Source organism: Listeria rocourtiae FSL F6-920 (genome assembly GCF_000525975.1).
GTDB classification, from domain to species: domain Bacteria; phylum Bacillota; class Bacilli; order Lactobacillales; family Listeriaceae; genus Listeria_A; species Listeria_A rocourtiae.
In genome coordinates this window covers 1-17933 of record NZ_AODK01000032.1, presented here as the reverse complement: position 1 = coordinate 17933, position 17933 = coordinate 1, and the positions used below count along the sequence as shown (strand labels likewise).

The window sequence follows — 17933 nt, the reverse complement described above, 5'->3', positions numbered from 1 at the left end:
TGATTTACACCTCCACATTTAGTTTTCCTCTACTAAAGCCCTTCCTACTCTGATAAACGTTGCGCCTTCCTCGATTGCAATCTCAAAATCATTTGTCATTCCCATCGATAACTCGTGACATGGAACATTTGGGATTTTAAGTTTCTCTATCTCTAGTTGCACTGCTTTTAATCCTTGAAAAACGTGATGTAAAGTATGCTCATCATCGGTGTTTGGAGCCATAGTCATCAATCCAACAATTTCAATATGCTGATAGTCTTGCTCTTTCACAAATGCAACTGCTTCATCGGCATTAAAACCATGTTTGCTGTCTTCCTCAGAAATATTGACTTGTAGAAAACAAGCAACCTTCTGTGTCGCACGTTTTTCAATTTCATCAGCCAATGACTTGCGGTCTAATGAATGTAAAAAATGCGTATATGGTAGGATGGCCCTTACTTTTCGTGTCTGTAAAGATCCGATAAAATGCCAAACGATGTCAGATTTATCCGCAAACGCTTCTACTTTTTCTGTAAAAACATCCGCTCTATTTTCGCCAAAATGACGAATGCCCAAATCGTATAGCTTCTCCATTGCAGCAACATCCACGGTCTTCGTTACAGCAACCAAGTGTATATCTGCTGCATCACGACCTTTTTTTTGCGCCACTTTAGAAATTCTATCTTCTATTGTTTGTAAGTTATTATTATAGCTCATCACATATCACCTGTTTTTCCTACTTTATTGATTTCGACGGTTTCTATTGCGAATAAATGCTGGCACTTCTACATCAAGATTTTGGCGTTGTTCTTCTACTTGAGGTTGCACTTGTTGCTCTTCTGGCTTTTGCTGTTGCGGAGCATTTGTATCTTCTTTTACCGCGTATCCTGGGCGGTTGACTTGAATCGCTGCGTTTGGACGATTTTGTGTTTGGGCTTGTTGTTTCGCTTGCGCCGCTTCGTCAAAGCCAGTTGCGATGACTGTTACAATAAGCTCTTCTTGCAAATCATCATTGATAACTGAACCAAAAATCATATTTACATCCTCATCAGATGCTGAGGATACTATCTCGGCTGCCTCTTGTACTTCATATAAGCTCAAGTTTGAGCCACCAGTGATATTCATTAGTACACCTTTCGCCCCATCAATAGATGTTTCCAGCAAAGGAGATGAGATTGCTTTCTTGGCAGCATCGGCAGCGCGGTTTTCACCGGTTCCAATACCGATTCCCATTAATGCCGAACCACGATTTGTCATAATTGTTTTTACATCAGCAAAATCCAAGTTAATTAATCCTGGAACAGCAATTAAGTCAGATATACCCTGAACACCTTGACGCAAAACATTATCAGCTTCACGGAATGCTTCTAACATCGGTGTATTTTTATCAACAATTTGCAATAAACGATCATTTGGAATAACGATAAGCGTGTCTACTGCTTCTTTCATTGCTTCGGTTCCAAGCGCTGCTTGCTTCGTACGTTTTGGACCCTCAAAGCCAAATGGCCGTGTAACAACACCTACTGTTAGAGCTCCCATTTCTTTGGCAATCGTTGCAATAACTGGTGCTGCACCAGTTCCAGTTCCACCACCCATACCTGCTGTCACGAAAACCATATCCGCACCTTTTAGCGCTTCTTCAATCATTTCGCGACTCTCTTCCGCAGCTTTCTTACCAATTTCAGGAACAGCTCCTGCTCCTAATCCGCGTGTTAATTTCGTACCAATTTGTAAGTGAACCTCTGCTTTGGAAAGATTCAAAGCTTGTGCATCGGTATTTGCTGCGACAAAATCGACACCTTGGACACCATGTTCAATCATTCGGTTGACAGCATTGTTTCCGCCACCACCGATTCCGATTACTTTAATTGTTGCTAAGCTTTCTGCACTCGTGTCAAAATCTAACATACTATTTGCCTCCTAATTTTACCTTTTTAACGAAAACACTCGCTTCTAATCGAAAAATGCACCGAAGAAATTCTTCATCTTGGTAGAAACTTTCTCTTCTTCTGTTTTCTTTGGCTTTTGTTTTGGTTGGGAATATTGTTCTTCATTACCCTCTATCACTTCAAGCGGCTCCGCATTTAGGCTCCGCCCCTCTTTTTCAGCCATTTGATAGGCATATTTTATCAATCCAACTGCAGTGGTAAAACTTGGCTCACGGACACCAATATAATCTGGAATAGCTAATCTCACATGCGCCTGAAATACCTTTCCAGCAAGGTCGATTGCGCCCGGAATAGCCATCGTGCCACCAGTTAATACATAACCGCCTGGCAAATGAGCTTTACCAACACGCGCGAGCTCTTCCAACGCCAATGTGTAAATTTCTTCCATGCGCGCTTCAATAATATCTGCCACTTCTAATTGTGTGAAATGTTGTTGCTGATCACTACCGATAACATCAATGCCAAATGCAATATCAGCAGAAGCATCATCGTAAAAAGCGTATCCTTGTTCTAACTTCACTTTTTCGGCGTTTGCCGTAGATATATTTAAACCAAGCGATAAATCTTTCGTCACATGATCTCCACCAACTGGTAAAACGGTCGTATACGTTAATTTGCCATGTTCAAAAACGCTAATCGTCGTTGTACCAGCACCAATATTAATAAGTGCCGTACCAAATTCTTTATCATCATCTGTTAAAGAAACCGAACCTTCTGCAAGCGGTTGAAGCACAATATCTGTAATGTCTAAACCTGCACGTTCTACGCAACGTAGCGTATTATGTAGAATCGCTTTTGAGCCTGTAACCAAAGTTCCTTCCATTTCCAAACGAACGCCAATCATTCCTCTTGGATTAACTCCTTCAAAACCATCGACCACATATTGATTTGGAATCACATTAATAATTTCTCTATCTGGCGCCACGGAAACAACTTGCGCTGAATCAATAACATTCCATACATCATCATCCGTAATCTCGCGATTTTCACCGTTAATAGCAACAACACCGCGACATGGTTCTAATCTCACTTGGTTAGAAACAATACCAACAATAACTTGCGAAATATGCACACCTACCATACGTTCTGCCTGTTCAATTGCTTTTTTTATAGATTCGACGGTTTTATCAATATCAACAATAACGCCTTTTTTTACACCTTGCGACGCGACATTACCCACACCGATAATATTGAGTCTGTCATTGGCCATTTCCGCAATAATAACTTTTATAGCTGACGTTCCAATGTCCAAGCTTACGTAAATTTCGTTTTCTCCCACTTATCGGCACCTCCTTCAGTTCATAATCTGTCTTCCTTCTATTTGTCTACTTGCAAAATTCAGTAGTAAGTTTTATTTAGATAATCATTTTTAATGGTCGGTGTTTGCCTTTTAAGATTCCCCTTTTTGACAAACATTATAGTATTGACACAAGATACACTATTCATACAATACATATCTACAGTCTACACCAAGAAGCATAGTAATAAAAGCACAAAGAATATTTTTCAACAATTTTTTAGCTTTTTTTTTCAATTCGTTGCTGAAAGCGGAACGTGCATTCTCATGGCATACCTAATTTGTGTAGTAAATCATACGCTTTTTGTAGCTACACAATCAATTTTTCTTTTGTGATGCAGCATTTTCTTCTTTGTCTTTTAAGTACGTTCGAAAATAAGAACCTATTTCTAAATCAATGATTCCCTTTTGATCATCTTTTAGCTGGGCAACGATAGATGGATAGTGGACCATTTTTTCGGCAAAAGTTGAAATGGTGGCAGAGACTTCATTACCATCGTTCATATATAGCCTAATATGCTCATCATCGCTTTTTGTTGGTGCAGAATGAATCTCTGAGATGGATAATAGGACGCCTTCTGGAAGTTGATTTAACTGTGCCACCATATCTTTTAAAACTTGCCCATTTTTGAACCCGCTAAAAATAGGGTTATTACCAATTGGAAACTGCTTCGGTTGTGTCGTCAGTAGTTTACCGGTTTCTAGAATATCAAAGTACTGACCGTTCTTCTCTTGATATCCAATTGTTTTATTTTCTGTGATACGGACGCGCAATGAGTTGAGACCTTGTAGCTCAATCGTTGCTTTTTTAATTAGCGGATTTTTTTTCTAGTAACTTACTGTTTTTTGACTTATTAATACCAAAAACAAAATCACCTAGATGTAAATTCCCCTCGGTCAAAATCGTTTGTTCATCTACTTGATGGTTACCATCGACGTAAATACGCTGGACTTTACTAAGTGGTGACAGAAAGTAGAGCGTAATTAAAATAAGAAGAAGGAAGATACTAATCAGGATTGACATATGGCGAATTAGTTTCTTTTTACGGTATTTTTTTAGCTCTGGAATTCTGCTTTCGATAGAAACAATTTTTCTATTATTCGCCATGAGCTCGTCCTCCTCGTCTGTTTTTAGTTCTGAATAACGTCATAAATAGCATCCACAAGCTTATCTGCTGCATCAGGGACACCGAGTTGCTTGGCCTCGTATTGCATTTTTGCCAGTTTTTCAGGACTTTCCATGATGTTATCGATTTCATCAAGCAAACGTCCTGGTGTTAAATCAGCCTCTGCGATAACAGATGCCGCCGCTTTATTCGCTAATGATTCAGCATTTTTAGCTTGGTGGTTTGCCGTAACATATGGACTTGGAATTAAGATACTAGGCACGCCGAGCGCTGTCAATTCTGCCAGTGATGTCGCACCGGCCCTTGATACGACTAAGGTACTAGCGTTAAGTACTTTTGGCATGTCGTATATAAATGGTTGAACGCTAATATTTTTATTTAGTTCCATATTTGTTAGCTTGGTTTTAATTTTTTCAAAATGGGCATCACCTGTGACGTACAGCAATTGATAACTCCGCTTACCAATTTTGGCTAGACTCGCTTCAACAGCTTCATTGATGCCTCTTGCGCCACGGCTTCCACCGAAAACAAGAACAGTTGGTTGATTTTCTTCTAAGCCGTACTCATTCAAAACAGCTCCCGAATCGATTCCCACTACTTCTGATGCTCGCGGATTTCCTGTAAAGACTACTTTTTCAGCGGCAAAGGAGTCACTTACTTCTTCAAAGCAAATCGCTACACGATCAGCATAACGGCTTAGAAATTTGTTCGTTAAACCGGCTACACTGTTTTGTTCATGGATAAGCGTCGGGATTTTAAGTTTCGCTGCTGCATAGACAACAGGACCGCAAACATACCCGCCTGTTCCGATGACCGCATCTGGTTTGAAATCACGAATTAAAGCCTTGCTCCGTGTCACTCCTTTGAAGAAACGCGTGACAGTCTTGACATTTTCAAAAGAGAGCGCACGTTTAAAGCCGGTGATTTCAATAGCTTCAAACGCAATCCCTTCACGCCTTACAATAGTTGATTCTAAGCCCTTTTCCGTTCCAATGTAGAGGAATTCTGCTTTTGGATTTCGCTTTTTTTATTGCTCGGATTAGCGCGAGTGCTGGATAAATATGGCCGCCTGTTCCGCCACCACTTATAACAAATTTCATTTTTCCACCTCATCTGGTAATTCTTCGATTGCATCCATAAAGGCACGCCCACGAACTTCAAACGTCCGATATTGATCCCAGCTCGCACATGCTGGTGATAGTAAAATGATATCGTCAGGACTGGATAATTCGTAAGCAAGCGGTACGGCAGCGGTGACATCATGGACCTGATGTACATCAACACCAGCTTCTTTACCGACACGTCCAACTTTTTCAGCGGTTTCACCAAATACAATTAATGTCTTTACGTTTTTAAAAAACGGCTTTAATTCATCAAATTCAATACCACGATCCAGACCGCCTGCTAGAAGCACAACTGGTTGATTAAAACCGCTCAGTGCGCTTTGTGTAGCCAAGATATTCGTTGCTTTCGAATCATTGTAGAATTTGCGGCCATTTAACTCCTTAACAAATTGTGTCCGATGCTCTACACCCTTGAACGTTTCTAGAACATGCATAATTTGCTCATTGCTAACATCACAGATTTTTGCAACAGCAATGGAAGCTAGAATATTTTCTAGATTATGCTCGCCTGGAAGCAGGATGTCATCGCGCTTACCAATTAGTTCGTCATAAAACATGATATTGCCATCCTTGATATATGCACCTTCACCTAATTTTTGTGTTGGTGAGAATGGAATGACTTTCGCTTTCGTACGCTTCGTCATGTTGCGTAATTCATCTTGATCCCAGTTGATTACTAAGAATTCGTTTTTCGTTTGATTTTCTTGAATACGCCACTTAGCTTTTACGTATTCTTCACGAGTTTTGTGGTAATCAATGTGTGCCTCATAAATGTTCGTAATCACTGCAATCTTAGGACAGAAAGTGCGAATTCCCATCAGTTGGAATGAAGAAAGCTCCATTGCAATATATTGATCTGCTGTCGCTTTTTCAGCAACCTCTGAACCTGGGAAACCGATATTTCCTGCTAATAATGACTGATTCGGTGTCATTTCATTTAGCATATGATGTACAATAGTTGTCGTTGTTGTTTTTCCGTTTGTTCCTGTAATACCAATGATTGGTGCGTCTGATATTTGATACGCCAACTCGACCTCTGTAATAATCGGAATCATTAAATCCTGCGCTTTTTTTTATCATCGGATTATCATATGGAATTCCTGGATTTTTGACAACTAGTTCGAATCCTTCATCCAAAAGTTCCACAGGATGCGAACCACAAATAACTTTAATACCTTGTTCGAGCAAACCTTGCGCTTCTGGATTTTCACTAAACGGTTTTTGATCATTCACCGTGACAAAGGCGCCAAGTTTATGAAGAAGAGATGCCGCACTGACACCACTTCTTGCTAATCCCAATACAAGTACTTTGCGATGCTTATATTGAATAATGTTTTTCATAATTTACTCCCCCATTTTCAGCTCTTTCCCATTTTTAAAGGGCGATGAACAGTGCAATAATTGCACTAATAAGCCCCGCACCCCAGAAAGTGAGAACGATACGCCATTCTGACCAGCCAATATCGACATGTTCAAAGTGATGGTGAATCGGACTCATTTTGAATAATCGTTTTCCGTTTGTTACTTTAAAATAGAAAACCTGGATAATTACAGATGACGTTTCAATAACGAAAACTAATCCGATTAAAAGCAACATCCACTCTTGCTTTAACAAAATCGAAATCGCGGCAATCGCACCACCGAGTGCTAATGACCCCGTATCCCCCATAAAAATTTTTGCGGGATTTTTGTTGAAAAGCAGGAATCCTAACATCGCTCCAACAATTGCAAAACAAAACATCGCGATAATACTCTCGTTTTGGAAAATCGCAATAATCCCGAACGCTCCGAATGCAATAACAGAAAGTCCAGAAACCAAGCCATCTAAGCCATCCGTTAAATTCACCGCATTGGAAAAGCCGACAAGCCAGAAAATAATAAAAATCAGGAAAAACCAGCCTAAGTTAATCTCCATTGATGTGAAAGGAATTGTTAGTGTATCAGGATAGCCGTTCCAATGATAGACGCAGTAAAACAAGATAGAAATAGCAACTTGTCCTAAAAACTTTTGCTTCGAGCGCAATCCTAAGTTCTGTTTTTTAACTACTTTTATGTAGTCATCCAAAAATCCTAAGGCACCGAATAGCACAAGTGGGATAAGTAACAGCAAAGTTTCTACTCCAAACCAACCACCTATCAGCGTCATAATGACAAAGCTGATAATCATCGCAAGTAGAAATACAAGACCTCCCATTGTCGGTGTTCCTGATTTCTTTAGATGGCTTTGCGGACCTTCCTCACGAATACTTTGACCAAATTTTAACTTTTGTAGAAACGGGATAAATAATGGTACCCCGATGACGGTAATAATGAAAGCCATCGCAAATGTTGTAACAATCCAGTATAATGACACGCTTTTTCGCTCCAATCTATTTTGTATCTTTCGCTATCGTAAATTCTATAATATTTTTGCTAAAATGGCTTCGCGCGCTTCTTTGCGATCATCAAAATCATGCACTACATCACCAATAATTTGGTAAGTTTCATGCCCTTTTCCAGCAATTAAAATAACATCTTCTGGGTTCGCCTGTTGTACTGCAAACCGAATTGCATCATGTCGCTGTTCTTTCACCGTGTATGTTGCATTTGGCACGCCAGCTAGCATATCTTTAATAATCTGCATCGGCACTTCCGTTCGTGGATTATCTGATGTGAAAATTGGATCAGTCGCGTACTTCACAGCAATCTGCGCCATTTGCGGACGTTTACCTTTATCCCGATCCCCACCACAGCCAACGACAACAAAAATGCGCCCTGTAGCAAACTCAGTCACCGTTTTCAATACATTTTCTAATCCGTCCGGTGTATGCGCGTAATCGACAATGACGGGAAATTGTTGCCCCGCGTCTACCAGTTCAAAGCGTCCCGCTACACCTTCGACTTTTTCTAGGGAAGAAATAATTTCGGAAATCATGGCTGGTGCTTCATTCGTTGCATATACTGTGGCAATTGCAGCCAGCGCATTGTATACATTAAATTTCCCAATCAATTTCAACTGAATATCAAAAACCTCATCTTGAAAATGCAGTTCAAATCTTGTCCCTTTGCTGCTGATCCGAATATCACTTGCTCGAAAAGTCGCAACTTCGTCAATACCATAGGTCAACAAGCTTGCACCTGTTGCCTCGGTCATCATTTTTGCATGTGGGTCATCTCCATTGATAACAGCCGTTTTCGCCGTCTCACCATAACCATTGCCAAGTTGAGCAAACAACAAACTTTTCGCATGCGCATATTCTGCCATCGTCTTATGATAATCCAAATGGTCTTGCGATAAATTGGTAAATACCGCCACATTATACTCTGAGCCATAGGCCCGACCTTGCACAAGCGCATGTGAGGATACTTCCATAATTGCTGTTGTCACTTTCTTATCACGCATTTGTCGAAATGTCTTTTGCAGGGTTAAACTGTCCGGTGTCGTATTCTTCGTTTCCAAAATTTCCGTACCAATTTTTCGATACATTGTACCAATCAAGCCCGTCGTTACCGCGTGATCTGCCAATATGAATTCTACTAAATGACTCACTGTTGTTTTTCCATTTGTTCCTGTTATTCCAATTAAATTCATTTCTGCAGTGGGATATCCGTAAAAAGCCGCAGCAAGCATTGCCATCGCCCGTTTTCCGTCCTGCACCAAAATGATTGGAATCGTAACATCCTCTAGCATGCGCTCTGCTACAATCACAACCGCGCCAAGCTCTTGTGCCTTTTTTGCATACATATGCCCGTCTACAACTTCCCCGTCGATACAAACAAACAATGTCCCCACCGTCACCTGCCTGCTATCCTGCTCGATGCTTTTCACTTCTATATGTAGCGTATCTTCCTTGCTCTGTACCAACCTGCTATAAGGAATTGCCTGTATCAACTTCTCTAATTCCATTTTGAACTTCCCTTCCATCTCACCATTTCCAAAACCAACGCAAAAAATGATATCGCGACCTCTATAAAAAACGAGTGCATATCAGCGCGCATAACGATGACAAATCTTCTACTCTATATTAGCAAAAACGGCGGTGAAATACTAGTCTTTTAAAAATGTTCCCCTTGCTATCAAAAGGCAGGCACACGACGTTTACCGTTAACAAACAAGTGTGCCCCTACCTTATCTTTACTAATTTAATAAAGCATTTAATCCGGCCGCTTCTTGCACTGTTGTATCCGCCGAGTCTTCTTTATCATTTTCCACTTTCGGTGCCTTATTGAAATTCGGGATTTTATCAGGCGTTGTGAGGTTAATTGTCACTTTCGACTTATCATTAATGACCGAACCGGCAGAAAGACCCTGCTTCAACACATAACCATTACCCGTTATCGTGAAAGGAATGCCTGTAATTTCCGAAACTTTGAGCACATCATTCTTTGCCCAATCTCTCATATCCGGAATCGTCATATCGCCTTCTGTCATCAAAATAACACGTTGTCCTTCTAAAATTTTCTCCCCAGTTTGTGGCAACTGTTGTACAATTTTCTTACCGTTCCCAATCACAACTGGAATCAATTTCTGCGCTTCCAACTCTTTTTTCGCAACATCTGGTGTTTTACCGGCCATAGAAGGCATCGAAATAGCTTTTAATTCCGATGTATCTGCCGACTTAATGTTCAAATACTGCAAGCTATTTTTCATTACTGGATTAAAAATTTCTGATACCGCTTTGCCACCCGTCTCTGTGCCAGTTAGTTGTGGCTGCTGCATCGTCACGTACATCACAAGCTCTGGATCTTTCGCCGGCGCCATACCCATGAAAGAGAAAATATAATTATCATTCCCTGTCATATAACCACCGCCATTCGGGTTTGGAATTTGCGATGTTCCTGTTTTCCCAGCAATATCATACCCATCAATCGCATACAGTTTCCCAGTACCAACTTTACCAGTAATAACATTCCGTAGTTCTTCGCGCGTTCGTTTCGCCGTCTCTGCACTAATTGGTTTTCCAGTCGTTACTGTCTTTGTTTCCGTTACTTTCCCAGTGTTCGGATCTACAATTTTTGACACAACATATGGTTGCTTCATCGTACCATCGCTCGCAATAGCGGTTGCTCCTTGAAGCATTTGCATCATGGTCACTGTAGTCCCTTGGCCAAAAACGGTCGTCACCTGCTCGATTCTCCGATCAAACAAAATTTTCCCAGTTGCTTCATTCGGAAGATCGATTCCAGTCTTTGCGCCAAAGCCAAAGTTTTGCAAGTATGTTTTAAATTTATCCGGCCCCATACCAGCAAGTAGCTTTGCAAATGCAACGTTACTCGATCGCTCCACACCTTCACGATACGTAATAGAACCCCAACCAGCACCACCATTATGATCGTGAATCGGGATACTACCAACGTTATATGTCCCCGATTGGTAGTACGCATTTGGATGATACACGCCCATATCAATTGCCGAGGCAAGCGAGAATACCTTCATAACCGAACCCGGCTCATACGTAATCTCTACCGGCAAATTGGCCCATTGATTTGTTAGGCCCTCCTTAGTCGTCGGATTAAACGTATCTCGCTGGCTCATCGCCAAAATCTCACCTGTTTTAGGATTCATTACAACCGCCATCATATTTTTCGGATTATATTTTGCATCCACCGTATTTAACGTATCCTCTAAAAACGTCTGAATTTTCTTATCCAGCGTCAAATAAATATCTTTCCCATCTTGTGCTTCTTTTACCGTACTTTTCGCATTTGGCAAAATGTAACCATACTTATCTGTATCATAGTTAATCGAGCCGTTTTTTCCGGTCAACATATCATTATACGCCTTCTCAATTCCCATCTTACCAATTAATTTAGAAATGCCATCTTTCCCAGTTTCCTGTTGCGCATAGCCGATTAAATGAGACGCAAAGACACCATTTGGATAAAACCGTTCCGCTTGCTTCGTAAATACCAAACCAGGTAATTTTGAAGCTTCAATCTTGTCCTTTACTTCCGCCGACAAATTTTTACCGGCTTTTCCAAACTCGACTTGGAAGACATCTTTCTTTTTCAATTTTTTCAAAATATCGGCCTCTTTTAATGGCAAATACTTCGCCAAGAGTTTAGCCGTCTCTTCTTTTTCAACCACGTGATGCGGATTTTTCGGATCTACCGTTTGCTTCGGGTCAAGCACTGCCGCCAATGTATAAGAAGCAGTGTCCTTCGCAATCACTTCGCCCTTTTGATCTAAAATAGAGCCGCGATTTGCTTCAATGACACTGCTTCGTAAATGTTGTTTAGCCGCTTTGGCCGCAAGTGGAACTCCGTTAACTTCGCCAACGACTTGCATGTAGAAGAAGCGTCCGATAACCGACATAAAAATAAGTCCAAAGATGATAAAAAGAACCAGAGCACCTCTTCGCATGTTTCCTACTCGTTTTTTCATTTACCTTCCACTACTTTCACATTATCTGGATCTAGTTTCAATCCCAATTCTTTCGCTTTTTGCCATACGCGTTCATAACGACTAAGGTCCGCTACTTCTGCCGACAAATCTTCATTCGCCTTCACTTGCTTGTCCACTTCTGCCTGTTTTTCTTGAATACCTTGGTTTAGACTATAGACTTGCGCTTGTACGTGAATAATCTTAAACGCAAATACTGCAATAACGATAATAAAAACAGACGCAATCAACTTTTCGCCCAATGTTATTTTTCCACGCTTTAAAATTTGTTTTTTAGGCTGTGGTTGCGGTGTCTCTCTATGTACACGTTTCGGTTCCACATTCGTTTTGTAGGCTACATTATTACTCAATCTACTTCAACTCCTACTTCCTAATTATTCCGCTCTACCACTCTCAGTTTTGCTGATCGTGCACGATTATTTTCTGCTAGCTCTTCCTCAGATGGGAGAATCGGTTTTTTTGTTACTAATTTCATTTTCGGCTTATACTCATCTGGAATAATCGGTAACCCTGGCGGTAGCTCTGGACCTCTTGCTTCCTCTGCAAAAATTTGTTTTGTAATTCTGTCTTCTAATGAATGGAATGTAATGACACTGATTCGTCCACCAGGTTTTAGCAAGTCCATTGCTTCTTTCAGGGAGTCCTCAACTGCGCCTAACTCATCATTCACCGCAATGCGAATCGCTTGGAAAATCCGCTTTGCCGGATGTCCACCTTTTCGTCTAGCAGGCGCTGGAATCGCTACTTTAATCACATCCACTAGCTCCCCTGTCGTCTCAATTGGTGCTATTTCACGCCTACGCTCAATCTCACGCGCCACTTGCTTCGAAAATTTTTCCTCGCCGTAACGGAAAAAAATACGCACAAGATCTTCGTAGCGCCATTCATTTACAACATCGCGTGCCGTAAGTTCTGCCTCCTGATCCATTCGCATATCTAGTGGTGCATCTTGATGATAACTAAATCCACGTTCTCGTTCATCTAGTTGCGGTGACGAAACACCTAAATCGTACAAAATCCCATCCACTTCTGTAATTCCCACTTCTAGCAATGCTTCCTTAATATATCTAAAGTTGCTTTTAATAAACGTTACTCGTCCTGCGTAATCCTGCAACCGCTCTTTAGCGTGAGCAAGCGCTTTGTTATCTTGATCAAATGCGAATAAATGCCCTTCTTCTGAGATTTGACTCAACAAATATTCACTGTGCCCTGCACCGCCAAGTGTACAATCTACATACACTCCATCCGGCTTTATATTCAAGCTATCAACTGTTTCCTTCAATAATACCGTCTCATGTTGGAACATCCTTATGCCCCTCCTCTTTTTAAATATCAAAGCCAATCATATTTTCGGCAATATCTTCAAAGGATTCTTGCGCCTCATCAAAGAAGTTATCCCATTCCGATTTGCTCCAAATTTCAATACGACTTGCGACCCCAACAATCACCGTCTCCTTCTCAAGTTCAGCGTAACTCGTCAAGTTGGCTGGAATATTAATCCGCCCCTGCTTATCAAGTTCACATTCTGAAGCCCCAGAAAAGAAAAAACGGGTAAAAGAACGAGCATCTTTTTTAGTCAGTGGGAGTGCTTGAATCTTCTCTTCTACTTTCGTCCACTCGTCAATCGAATACACAAAAAGGCATTTATCAAGCCCTCGAGTAATGACAAAATGATCCCCTAATTGTTCACGGAATTTAGATGGCACGATTAAGCGGCCCTTTATATCAATGTTATGTTGATATTCACCCATGAACATAGTCCATCCCCACTTTCTTATACACAACTTTACCACAACTCCCCACTTCGTACCACCAAAAACTTAAAAAAAAGCAAAAAAAAAGAAGCCAGTAATAAAACCCAGCTCCTCTCAGCGCTTTTATAGAGCCAATTCCCTAATATAAAAATTTGTGGGGCTTAGTGGAGAGCATAGGTAAGAAATGCTACAATTGAAAATAAGCCTTTTTTAAGCTCTAGTTAATATTAAGTTTATGTTTATCTGGTATTATAAGTAAGAAGGAGGTTTTCTGATGACTAAGTTACTTATTATCTTACTCACATCCCTGCTCACTGCCTGTTCGAATACAAGTGAAAACATGACAAATCATTCAGAAATAACAGCAAAAAAAGAAAAGGAGGAGAAAAATGTGACACAGTTAAACCAATCCTTACTCCAAGCTATCGATTCCAATAACTTGCAACAAATCGAATCACTTCTACGACAAGGCGCACAAGTAGATACAGTGAACACGCTTGGTGAAAGCGGACTCCTCGTGGCCACACACCAAAACAATATTCCAATGGCTAAACTATTCCTCAAGTATAACGCCAATGTTAATTTACAGGATAAAATTGAAGACAGCCCCTTTCTATACGCTGGCGCAGAAGGCCGAACCGAGATTTTAAAAGCAATGATTTCGCATCATCCAGACTACAAACTAACCAATCGCTTTGGCGGAACAGCCTTGATTCCTGCAGCCGAAAAAGGGCATTTAACAAATGTTCAACTTCTTTTAGCCGAAACAAATATCGATGTAAATCATATAAATAACCCCGGTTGGACAGCACTTTTAGAAGCAATCGTTCTCTCCACTGGTAACAAGACACAACAACAAATCGTTCTAGCACTACTTGAAAATGGCGCTGATCCAAACATTGCAGATTCAAACGGCGTTACCCCTCTAACACACGCAAAGCAAAAAGGATATGACGCAATCGCGAATTTACTTATAGCTCATGGTGCAAAATAATAAAAAAAGAAGAGACGTAACTGAGAGCATTTACTCGGTTACCTCTCTTCTTTGCTATTCTATTTTGACTAAAACACTAGCAATAAACTCTTCACAATGCCAACTACGAACAAAAGCAAGTAAAGAATCGCAAACGCAAAGAAACAAATCCGCCAGTAACCACGAATCACTTTTCGAAAGTTGATATCACCCTGTAATTTGGCATATAGCGCCACAAACAAAATACCAATTAAGAATAAAAATAGCAAAATATATAATAGAAAAGATTGATCAAATAATACAATCATAAAGAAATGAACCGCTAAGATTAGAAAAAAAGTCGTCACATCAGCGCCTCTCTTCACTGCTTTTGGTGTTCTTTTTGTCATGTATTGCGTCACCATGAATGTGACTGTAAAAATAAGTACCGGAGACACAATCACAAGCGCCGTTATATTCGTTAACCAGTTCACTGTAAATACTCTCCCTCCAGCCCTTTTATTAAGCCGTATAATGTTTCTGAAATCGGCACCACTTTTCCTTGTGCCTTGGCAAGCGTCACAATAGCCCCAGAAATACTCTCAATCTCCGTTTGTCGCTTTTCTCGCACATCCATCGCCATTGAAGAAAAATTAGCTGATGTTGCTTCACATATTGCGGTTACTTTTCCAAGTGCGTCCTTTCGCTCAAGGACATCTGCCACTTCATATGTTAAATCTACCAACAGCGTATGCAGATATTCATTACGTAACAATGTCCCATTCGACACGCCTAGAACAGCCGTTAATGGGTTAATTACCGCATTAGCTAATAATTTATTATAGACCATTTCTTCACAATCGGCTTGCTCTAAAAATGGAAAATCAGGATTAGCCATTAGCGCGTTTTGTAGCGACTCATTTAATTTACCGCGATAGAGCGCCCAATTTGTTTGACCTGCACCGCGCCATGCAACAGTAGTAGCATCTATTTTACTTGCACCATGTTCGCAAGTTCCCAATAAAATCGTTTTTTGTAGTAGGTTTGTTAGCAACTCTAGGTGTCCTATACCATTTTGTAGAAACAAGATTGGCGTGTTTTCAGGGATTTTCAAAAGTATGTCTATTATGCTGTCTAGTTGGTATGATTTCACGGTAACGATAACAATATCAAACCTTGTAAAATCGGCATAGGTCGAAGGAATAGCTTGTACATTATAATACTCCTTCGCACCTTGATTGACAACGGTTATGCCGCATTTTTCGAGGACTCTAGCTTGTTCTTTCGTTCGCGTAAAAAGTGTAACATTGGGCTGTAGCAACCCTGCATATAAAAGCCCCAAGGCGCCTGCCCCAATAATACCTACCTGATAAGCCATGCTAACCTCTCCTTCATTTCATCCTGATTCTATTTTAGCAAAAGTTGTGTTGTTTTGCATTTTTGAGAGAAGGGGGCTTAATCACGGTTGCTTTGTTATGTTTATTGTGAAATCGGTTGAACAGTTTTATGTATGAGATTCTTTATTGGTTTAGTCATTATCCTAGCCCAGTTCCAAGGCTCACTGGCAAATGAAGGTTCTCAATCATCAAAGGACCCTTCATAAAAGCCAAAACAGGCAAAAAACCCAGAAGATCCATGGCGTCTTCTGGGTTTTTTATTTGACAAGCGTACGTATCGCTTGCTTTGCTCACGCAAATTAGTTGCTTTCTACTACTTCTTTGCCATTGTATTGACCACACTCAGGACAAATACGGTGAGAAAGTTTGTACTCGCCACAATTAGGGCACTCAACCATACCAGGCACTTGTAATTTGAAGTGCGTACGACGCTTGCGTTTTTTTTGTTTTAGATGTTCTTCTAAAAGGTACTGCCATTTCCATACACCTCCTTCGCGATTTCCGGATATCTCCTTCGTCGCAATCCATCTAAGAAAAATTTCTTTCTCTTAAAATATATTCCAGCTCTTAGAATTAGTTTTCTTTCTTATCAAAGAAATCGGCTAATCCTGCAAGACGAGGATCCACTTTTGTTTCTGCTTGCTTTGCTTGTTGCTCCAGCTCTTCTTCCGTTATAACATTCCAATCGTTTCCTTCTGATAACGCATTGTCTACATTATCACTATAAACTTGCATCGGAATCTCAAGCAAAAGTAATTCTTCAATTACCGGTAATGCATCAATTTTGTCGCCATCCATCAAATGATGTGTTTCGTCTAGCACCTTCTCCTCTTTATCTACATAAGTTTCAATAGATTCAATGTGGTACGGATAAATAACATCTTCAAAGGTTCTGGCACATGGTAATACAAATGTTCCCTCTAAAACAAGGCTGATTGAAACCGAATCTTGACGTACAGTCATGCTTCCAGAAACATTCACCAGACTCGCTGAACGAACGTCGTGATTATGTTCTTTCAAATATTCCGTTACGTCAATTTCCTGTTCAATCGACACTTTCTTACCACGGTATTTCTGTAGTTGAATTAATGACCATTTCATCGTTTATCACTCCAAGCGCAACAAAAAAATATTATAGACTTTTCTAAGCCTTTTGTCAATCCCTATTTCCTAACCGAACCATGTTCCTCAGCCCTTTTTTGTGGTAATCTAGAAGTAATCAAAAAGCGAAACTATAAAGAGCTCTTTTCAAGCCTAACACAATCGAAGCACCAAATCCAAGTAGATTGATTTACGATTACTTGGCACTTTCAAAACATGGAGTTGATAAAATGAAGGCAACTGGCATTATCGTAGAGTATAATCCTTTTCATAACGGGCATTTATTGCATTTACAGGAAGCACGAAAGCGGACAAAGGCGGACGTTATTATTGCTGTCATGAGTGGCTCTTTTCTACAGCGCGGCGAACCAGCGCTTCTACCAAAATGGGAGCGAGCGCAGATGGCAATTGATGCTGGTGTTGATCTCATTGTAGAACTTCCTTTTTCATTTGCCACACAACAAGCCGCTATTTTTGCCAATGGAGCAGTCGAAATATTAGATGCACTAGGTGTTCAATCCCTCTTTTTTGGTAGCGAGAACGGTGATGCACAAACCTTTAGTAAAGTCGCAAAGCTAATAACGGAACAGAGCGCCCAATTTAAAGCGATCATACGGCGTTTTTTTAGACAATAAGACGAATAGCTACGCATCAGCCTGGCATGCCGCTATAAACGAACTAGCGCCGGATTTGACGCTTGATTTAGCACAACCAAATAATATTTTAGGGTTTCATTACACATTAGCTGTTATCGAACAAAAAAAACGAATAGAAATTGCTACAATGCCTCGTCAAAGTGCAGCCTATCATGAGCAGAAACCGACGCATCAATCGATTGCAAGCGCGACCTCCATTCGATCAATGTTACTGG

The 17933-nt window shown here is 40.5% G+C and carries 15 protein-coding genes and 4 pseudogenes; 3 read left to right on the top strand and 16 right to left on the bottom strand.

The window, feature by feature from the left end:
* Positions 1-18: 18 nt before the first annotated feature.
* The 12 genes and pseudogenes from PROCOU_RS10765 to mraZ form a co-directional block, all read right to left on the bottom strand.
* A complete protein-coding gene (locus PROCOU_RS10765) occupies positions 19-696 on the bottom strand; it encodes a YggS family pyridoxal phosphate-dependent enzyme (protein ID WP_036072321.1) in 678 nt (225 codons plus the stop codon).
* 24 nt (positions 697-720) lie between these two features.
* Positions 721-1887 carry a cell division protein FtsZ gene (gene ftsZ / locus PROCOU_RS10760; RefSeq protein ID WP_036072320.1) on the bottom strand — a complete coding sequence of 389 codons (1167 nt, stop codon included), beginning with the start codon at positions 1885-1887 and terminating at the stop codon, positions 721-723.
* A 45-nt stretch (positions 1888-1932) separates the two neighbouring features.
* Complete coding sequence (gene ftsA, locus PROCOU_RS10755) at positions 1933-3207, bottom strand: cell division protein FtsA (RefSeq protein WP_036072318.1); 1275 nt, start codon at positions 3205-3207, stop codon at positions 1933-1935.
* 336 nt (positions 3208-3543) lie between these two features.
* A pseudogene (locus PROCOU_RS19090) lies at positions 3544-4333 on the bottom strand (cell division protein FtsQ/DivIB).
* Positions 4334-4356: 23 nt separating this feature from the next.
* Positions 4357-5452: pseudogene (murG, locus tag PROCOU_RS10745) on the bottom strand (undecaprenyldiphospho-muramoylpentapeptide beta-N-acetylglucosaminyltransferase).
* Positions 5449-6817 (bottom strand): annotated as a pseudogene (gene murD / locus PROCOU_RS10740) (UDP-N-acetylmuramoyl-L-alanine--D-glutamate ligase). Before murD ends, murG begins: the two co-directional pseudogenes overlap by 4 nt.
* Before the next feature lie 34 nt (positions 6818-6851).
* On the bottom strand, positions 6852-7829 hold the full coding sequence (mraY, locus tag PROCOU_RS10735) for a phospho-N-acetylmuramoyl-pentapeptide-transferase (RefSeq protein ID WP_036072316.1): 978 nt from the start codon (positions 7827-7829) through the stop codon (positions 6852-6854).
* Positions 7830-7874: 45 nt separating this feature from the next.
* On the bottom strand, positions 7875-9362 hold the full coding sequence (locus PROCOU_RS10730) for a UDP-N-acetylmuramoyl-L-alanyl-D-glutamate--2,6-diaminopimelate ligase (RefSeq protein ID WP_036072389.1): 1488 nt from the start codon (positions 9360-9362) through the stop codon (positions 7875-7877).
* 231 nt (positions 9363-9593) lie between these two features.
* Positions 9594-11840: a penicillin-binding protein gene (locus PROCOU_RS10725; RefSeq protein WP_036072314.1), complete on the bottom strand. Its 2247-nt coding sequence runs from the start codon at positions 11838-11840 to the stop codon at positions 9594-9596.
* Positions 11837-12208 (bottom strand): cell division protein FtsL, encoded by a 372-nt coding sequence (gene ftsL / locus PROCOU_RS10720; RefSeq protein ID WP_036072312.1) that lies wholly within the window; start codon positions 12206-12208, stop codon positions 11837-11839. Before ftsL ends, PROCOU_RS10725 begins: the two co-directional genes overlap by 4 nt.
* 20 nt (positions 12209-12228) lie before the next feature.
* A complete protein-coding gene (rsmH, locus tag PROCOU_RS10715; protein ID WP_036072310.1) occupies positions 12229-13164 on the bottom strand; it encodes a 16S rRNA (cytosine(1402)-N(4))-methyltransferase RsmH in 936 nt (311 codons plus the stop codon).
* A 19-nt stretch (positions 13165-13183) separates the two neighbouring features.
* Complete coding sequence (mraZ, locus tag PROCOU_RS10710) at positions 13184-13615, bottom strand: division/cell wall cluster transcriptional repressor MraZ (protein WP_036072308.1); 432 nt, start codon at positions 13613-13615, stop codon at positions 13184-13186.
* 271 nt (positions 13616-13886) lie between these two features.
* Between mraZ and PROCOU_RS10705 the strand changes: the two genes are divergently transcribed.
* Complete coding sequence (locus PROCOU_RS10705; protein WP_077913420.1) at positions 13887-14606, top strand: ankyrin repeat domain-containing protein; 720 nt, start codon at positions 13887-13889, stop codon at positions 14604-14606.
* Positions 14607-14674: 68 nt separating this feature from the next.
* Here PROCOU_RS10705 and PROCOU_RS10700 read toward each other — a convergent pair whose 3' ends face one another.
* The 4 genes and pseudogenes from PROCOU_RS10700 to PROCOU_RS10690 all read right to left on the bottom strand — a co-directional run bounded on the left by PROCOU_RS10700 (position 14675) and on the right by PROCOU_RS10690 (position 17062).
* Entirely contained in the window at positions 14675-15058 is a 384-nt protein-coding gene (locus tag PROCOU_RS10700) for a DUF3397 domain-containing protein (protein WP_036072306.1), read from the bottom strand.
* Positions 15055-15942 carry a 2-dehydropantoate 2-reductase gene (locus tag PROCOU_RS10695; RefSeq protein ID WP_036072304.1) on the bottom strand — a complete coding sequence of 296 codons (888 nt, stop codon included), beginning with the start codon at positions 15940-15942 and terminating at the stop codon, positions 15055-15057. Before PROCOU_RS10695 ends, PROCOU_RS10700 begins: the two co-directional genes overlap by 4 nt.
* Positions 15943-16260: 318 nt before the next feature.
* Positions 16261-16438, bottom strand: a pseudogene (rpmF, locus tag PROCOU_RS17220) (50S ribosomal protein L32).
* Between the two features lie 96 nt (positions 16439-16534).
* Positions 16535-17062 carry a YceD family protein gene (locus tag PROCOU_RS10690; protein ID WP_036072302.1) on the bottom strand — a complete coding sequence of 176 codons (528 nt, stop codon included), beginning with the start codon at positions 17060-17062 and terminating at the stop codon, positions 16535-16537.
* Positions 17063-17292: 230 nt separating this feature from the next.
* Between PROCOU_RS10690 and PROCOU_RS18915 the strand changes: the two genes are divergently transcribed.
* Positions 17293-17697: a nucleotidyltransferase family protein gene (locus PROCOU_RS18915; protein ID WP_051994353.1), complete on the top strand. Its 405-nt coding sequence runs from the start codon at positions 17293-17295 to the stop codon at positions 17695-17697.
* Positions 17698-17752: 55 nt separating this feature from the next.
* Positions 17753-17933: nucleotidyltransferase family protein (locus tag PROCOU_RS18910; protein ID WP_279625188.1), on the top strand; the 181-nt coding region annotated here is incomplete at its 3' end.

Excerpts from the sequence above, each read along its gene's own strand:
- PROCOU_RS10765 (WP_036072321.1), bottom strand. The coding sequence starts at position 696 with ATGAGCTATAATAATAACTTACAAACAATAGAAGATAGAATTTCTAAA.
- ftsZ (WP_036072320.1), bottom strand. The coding sequence starts at position 1,887 with ATGTTAGATTTTGACACGAGTGCAGAAAGCTTAGCAACAATTAAAGTA.
- PROCOU_RS10730 (WP_036072389.1), bottom strand. The coding sequence starts at position 9,362 with ATGGAATTAGAGAAGTTGATACAGGCAATTCCTTATAGCAGGTTGGTA.
- PROCOU_RS10725 (WP_036072314.1), bottom strand. The coding sequence starts at position 11,840 with ATGAAAAAACGAGTAGGAAACATGCGAAGAGGTGCTCTGGTTCTTTTT.
- rsmH (WP_036072310.1), bottom strand. The coding sequence starts at position 13,164 with ATGTTCCAACATGAGACGGTATTATTGAAGGAAACAGTTGATAGCTTG.
- mraZ (WP_036072308.1), bottom strand. The coding sequence starts at position 13,615 with ATGTTCATGGGTGAATATCAACATAACATTGATATAAAGGGCCGCTTA.
- PROCOU_RS10705 (WP_077913420.1), top strand. The coding sequence starts at position 13,887 with ATGACTAAGTTACTTATTATCTTACTCACATCCCTGCTCACTGCCTGT.
- PROCOU_RS10695 (WP_036072304.1), bottom strand. The coding sequence starts at position 15,942 with ATGGCTTATCAGGTAGGTATTATTGGGGCAGGCGCCTTGGGGCTTTTA.
- PROCOU_RS10690 (WP_036072302.1), bottom strand. The coding sequence starts at position 17,062 with ATGAAATGGTCATTAATTCAACTACAGAAATACCGTGGTAAGAAAGTG.
- PROCOU_RS18915 (WP_051994353.1), top strand. The coding sequence starts at position 17,293 with ATGAAGGCAACTGGCATTATCGTAGAGTATAATCCTTTTCATAACGGG.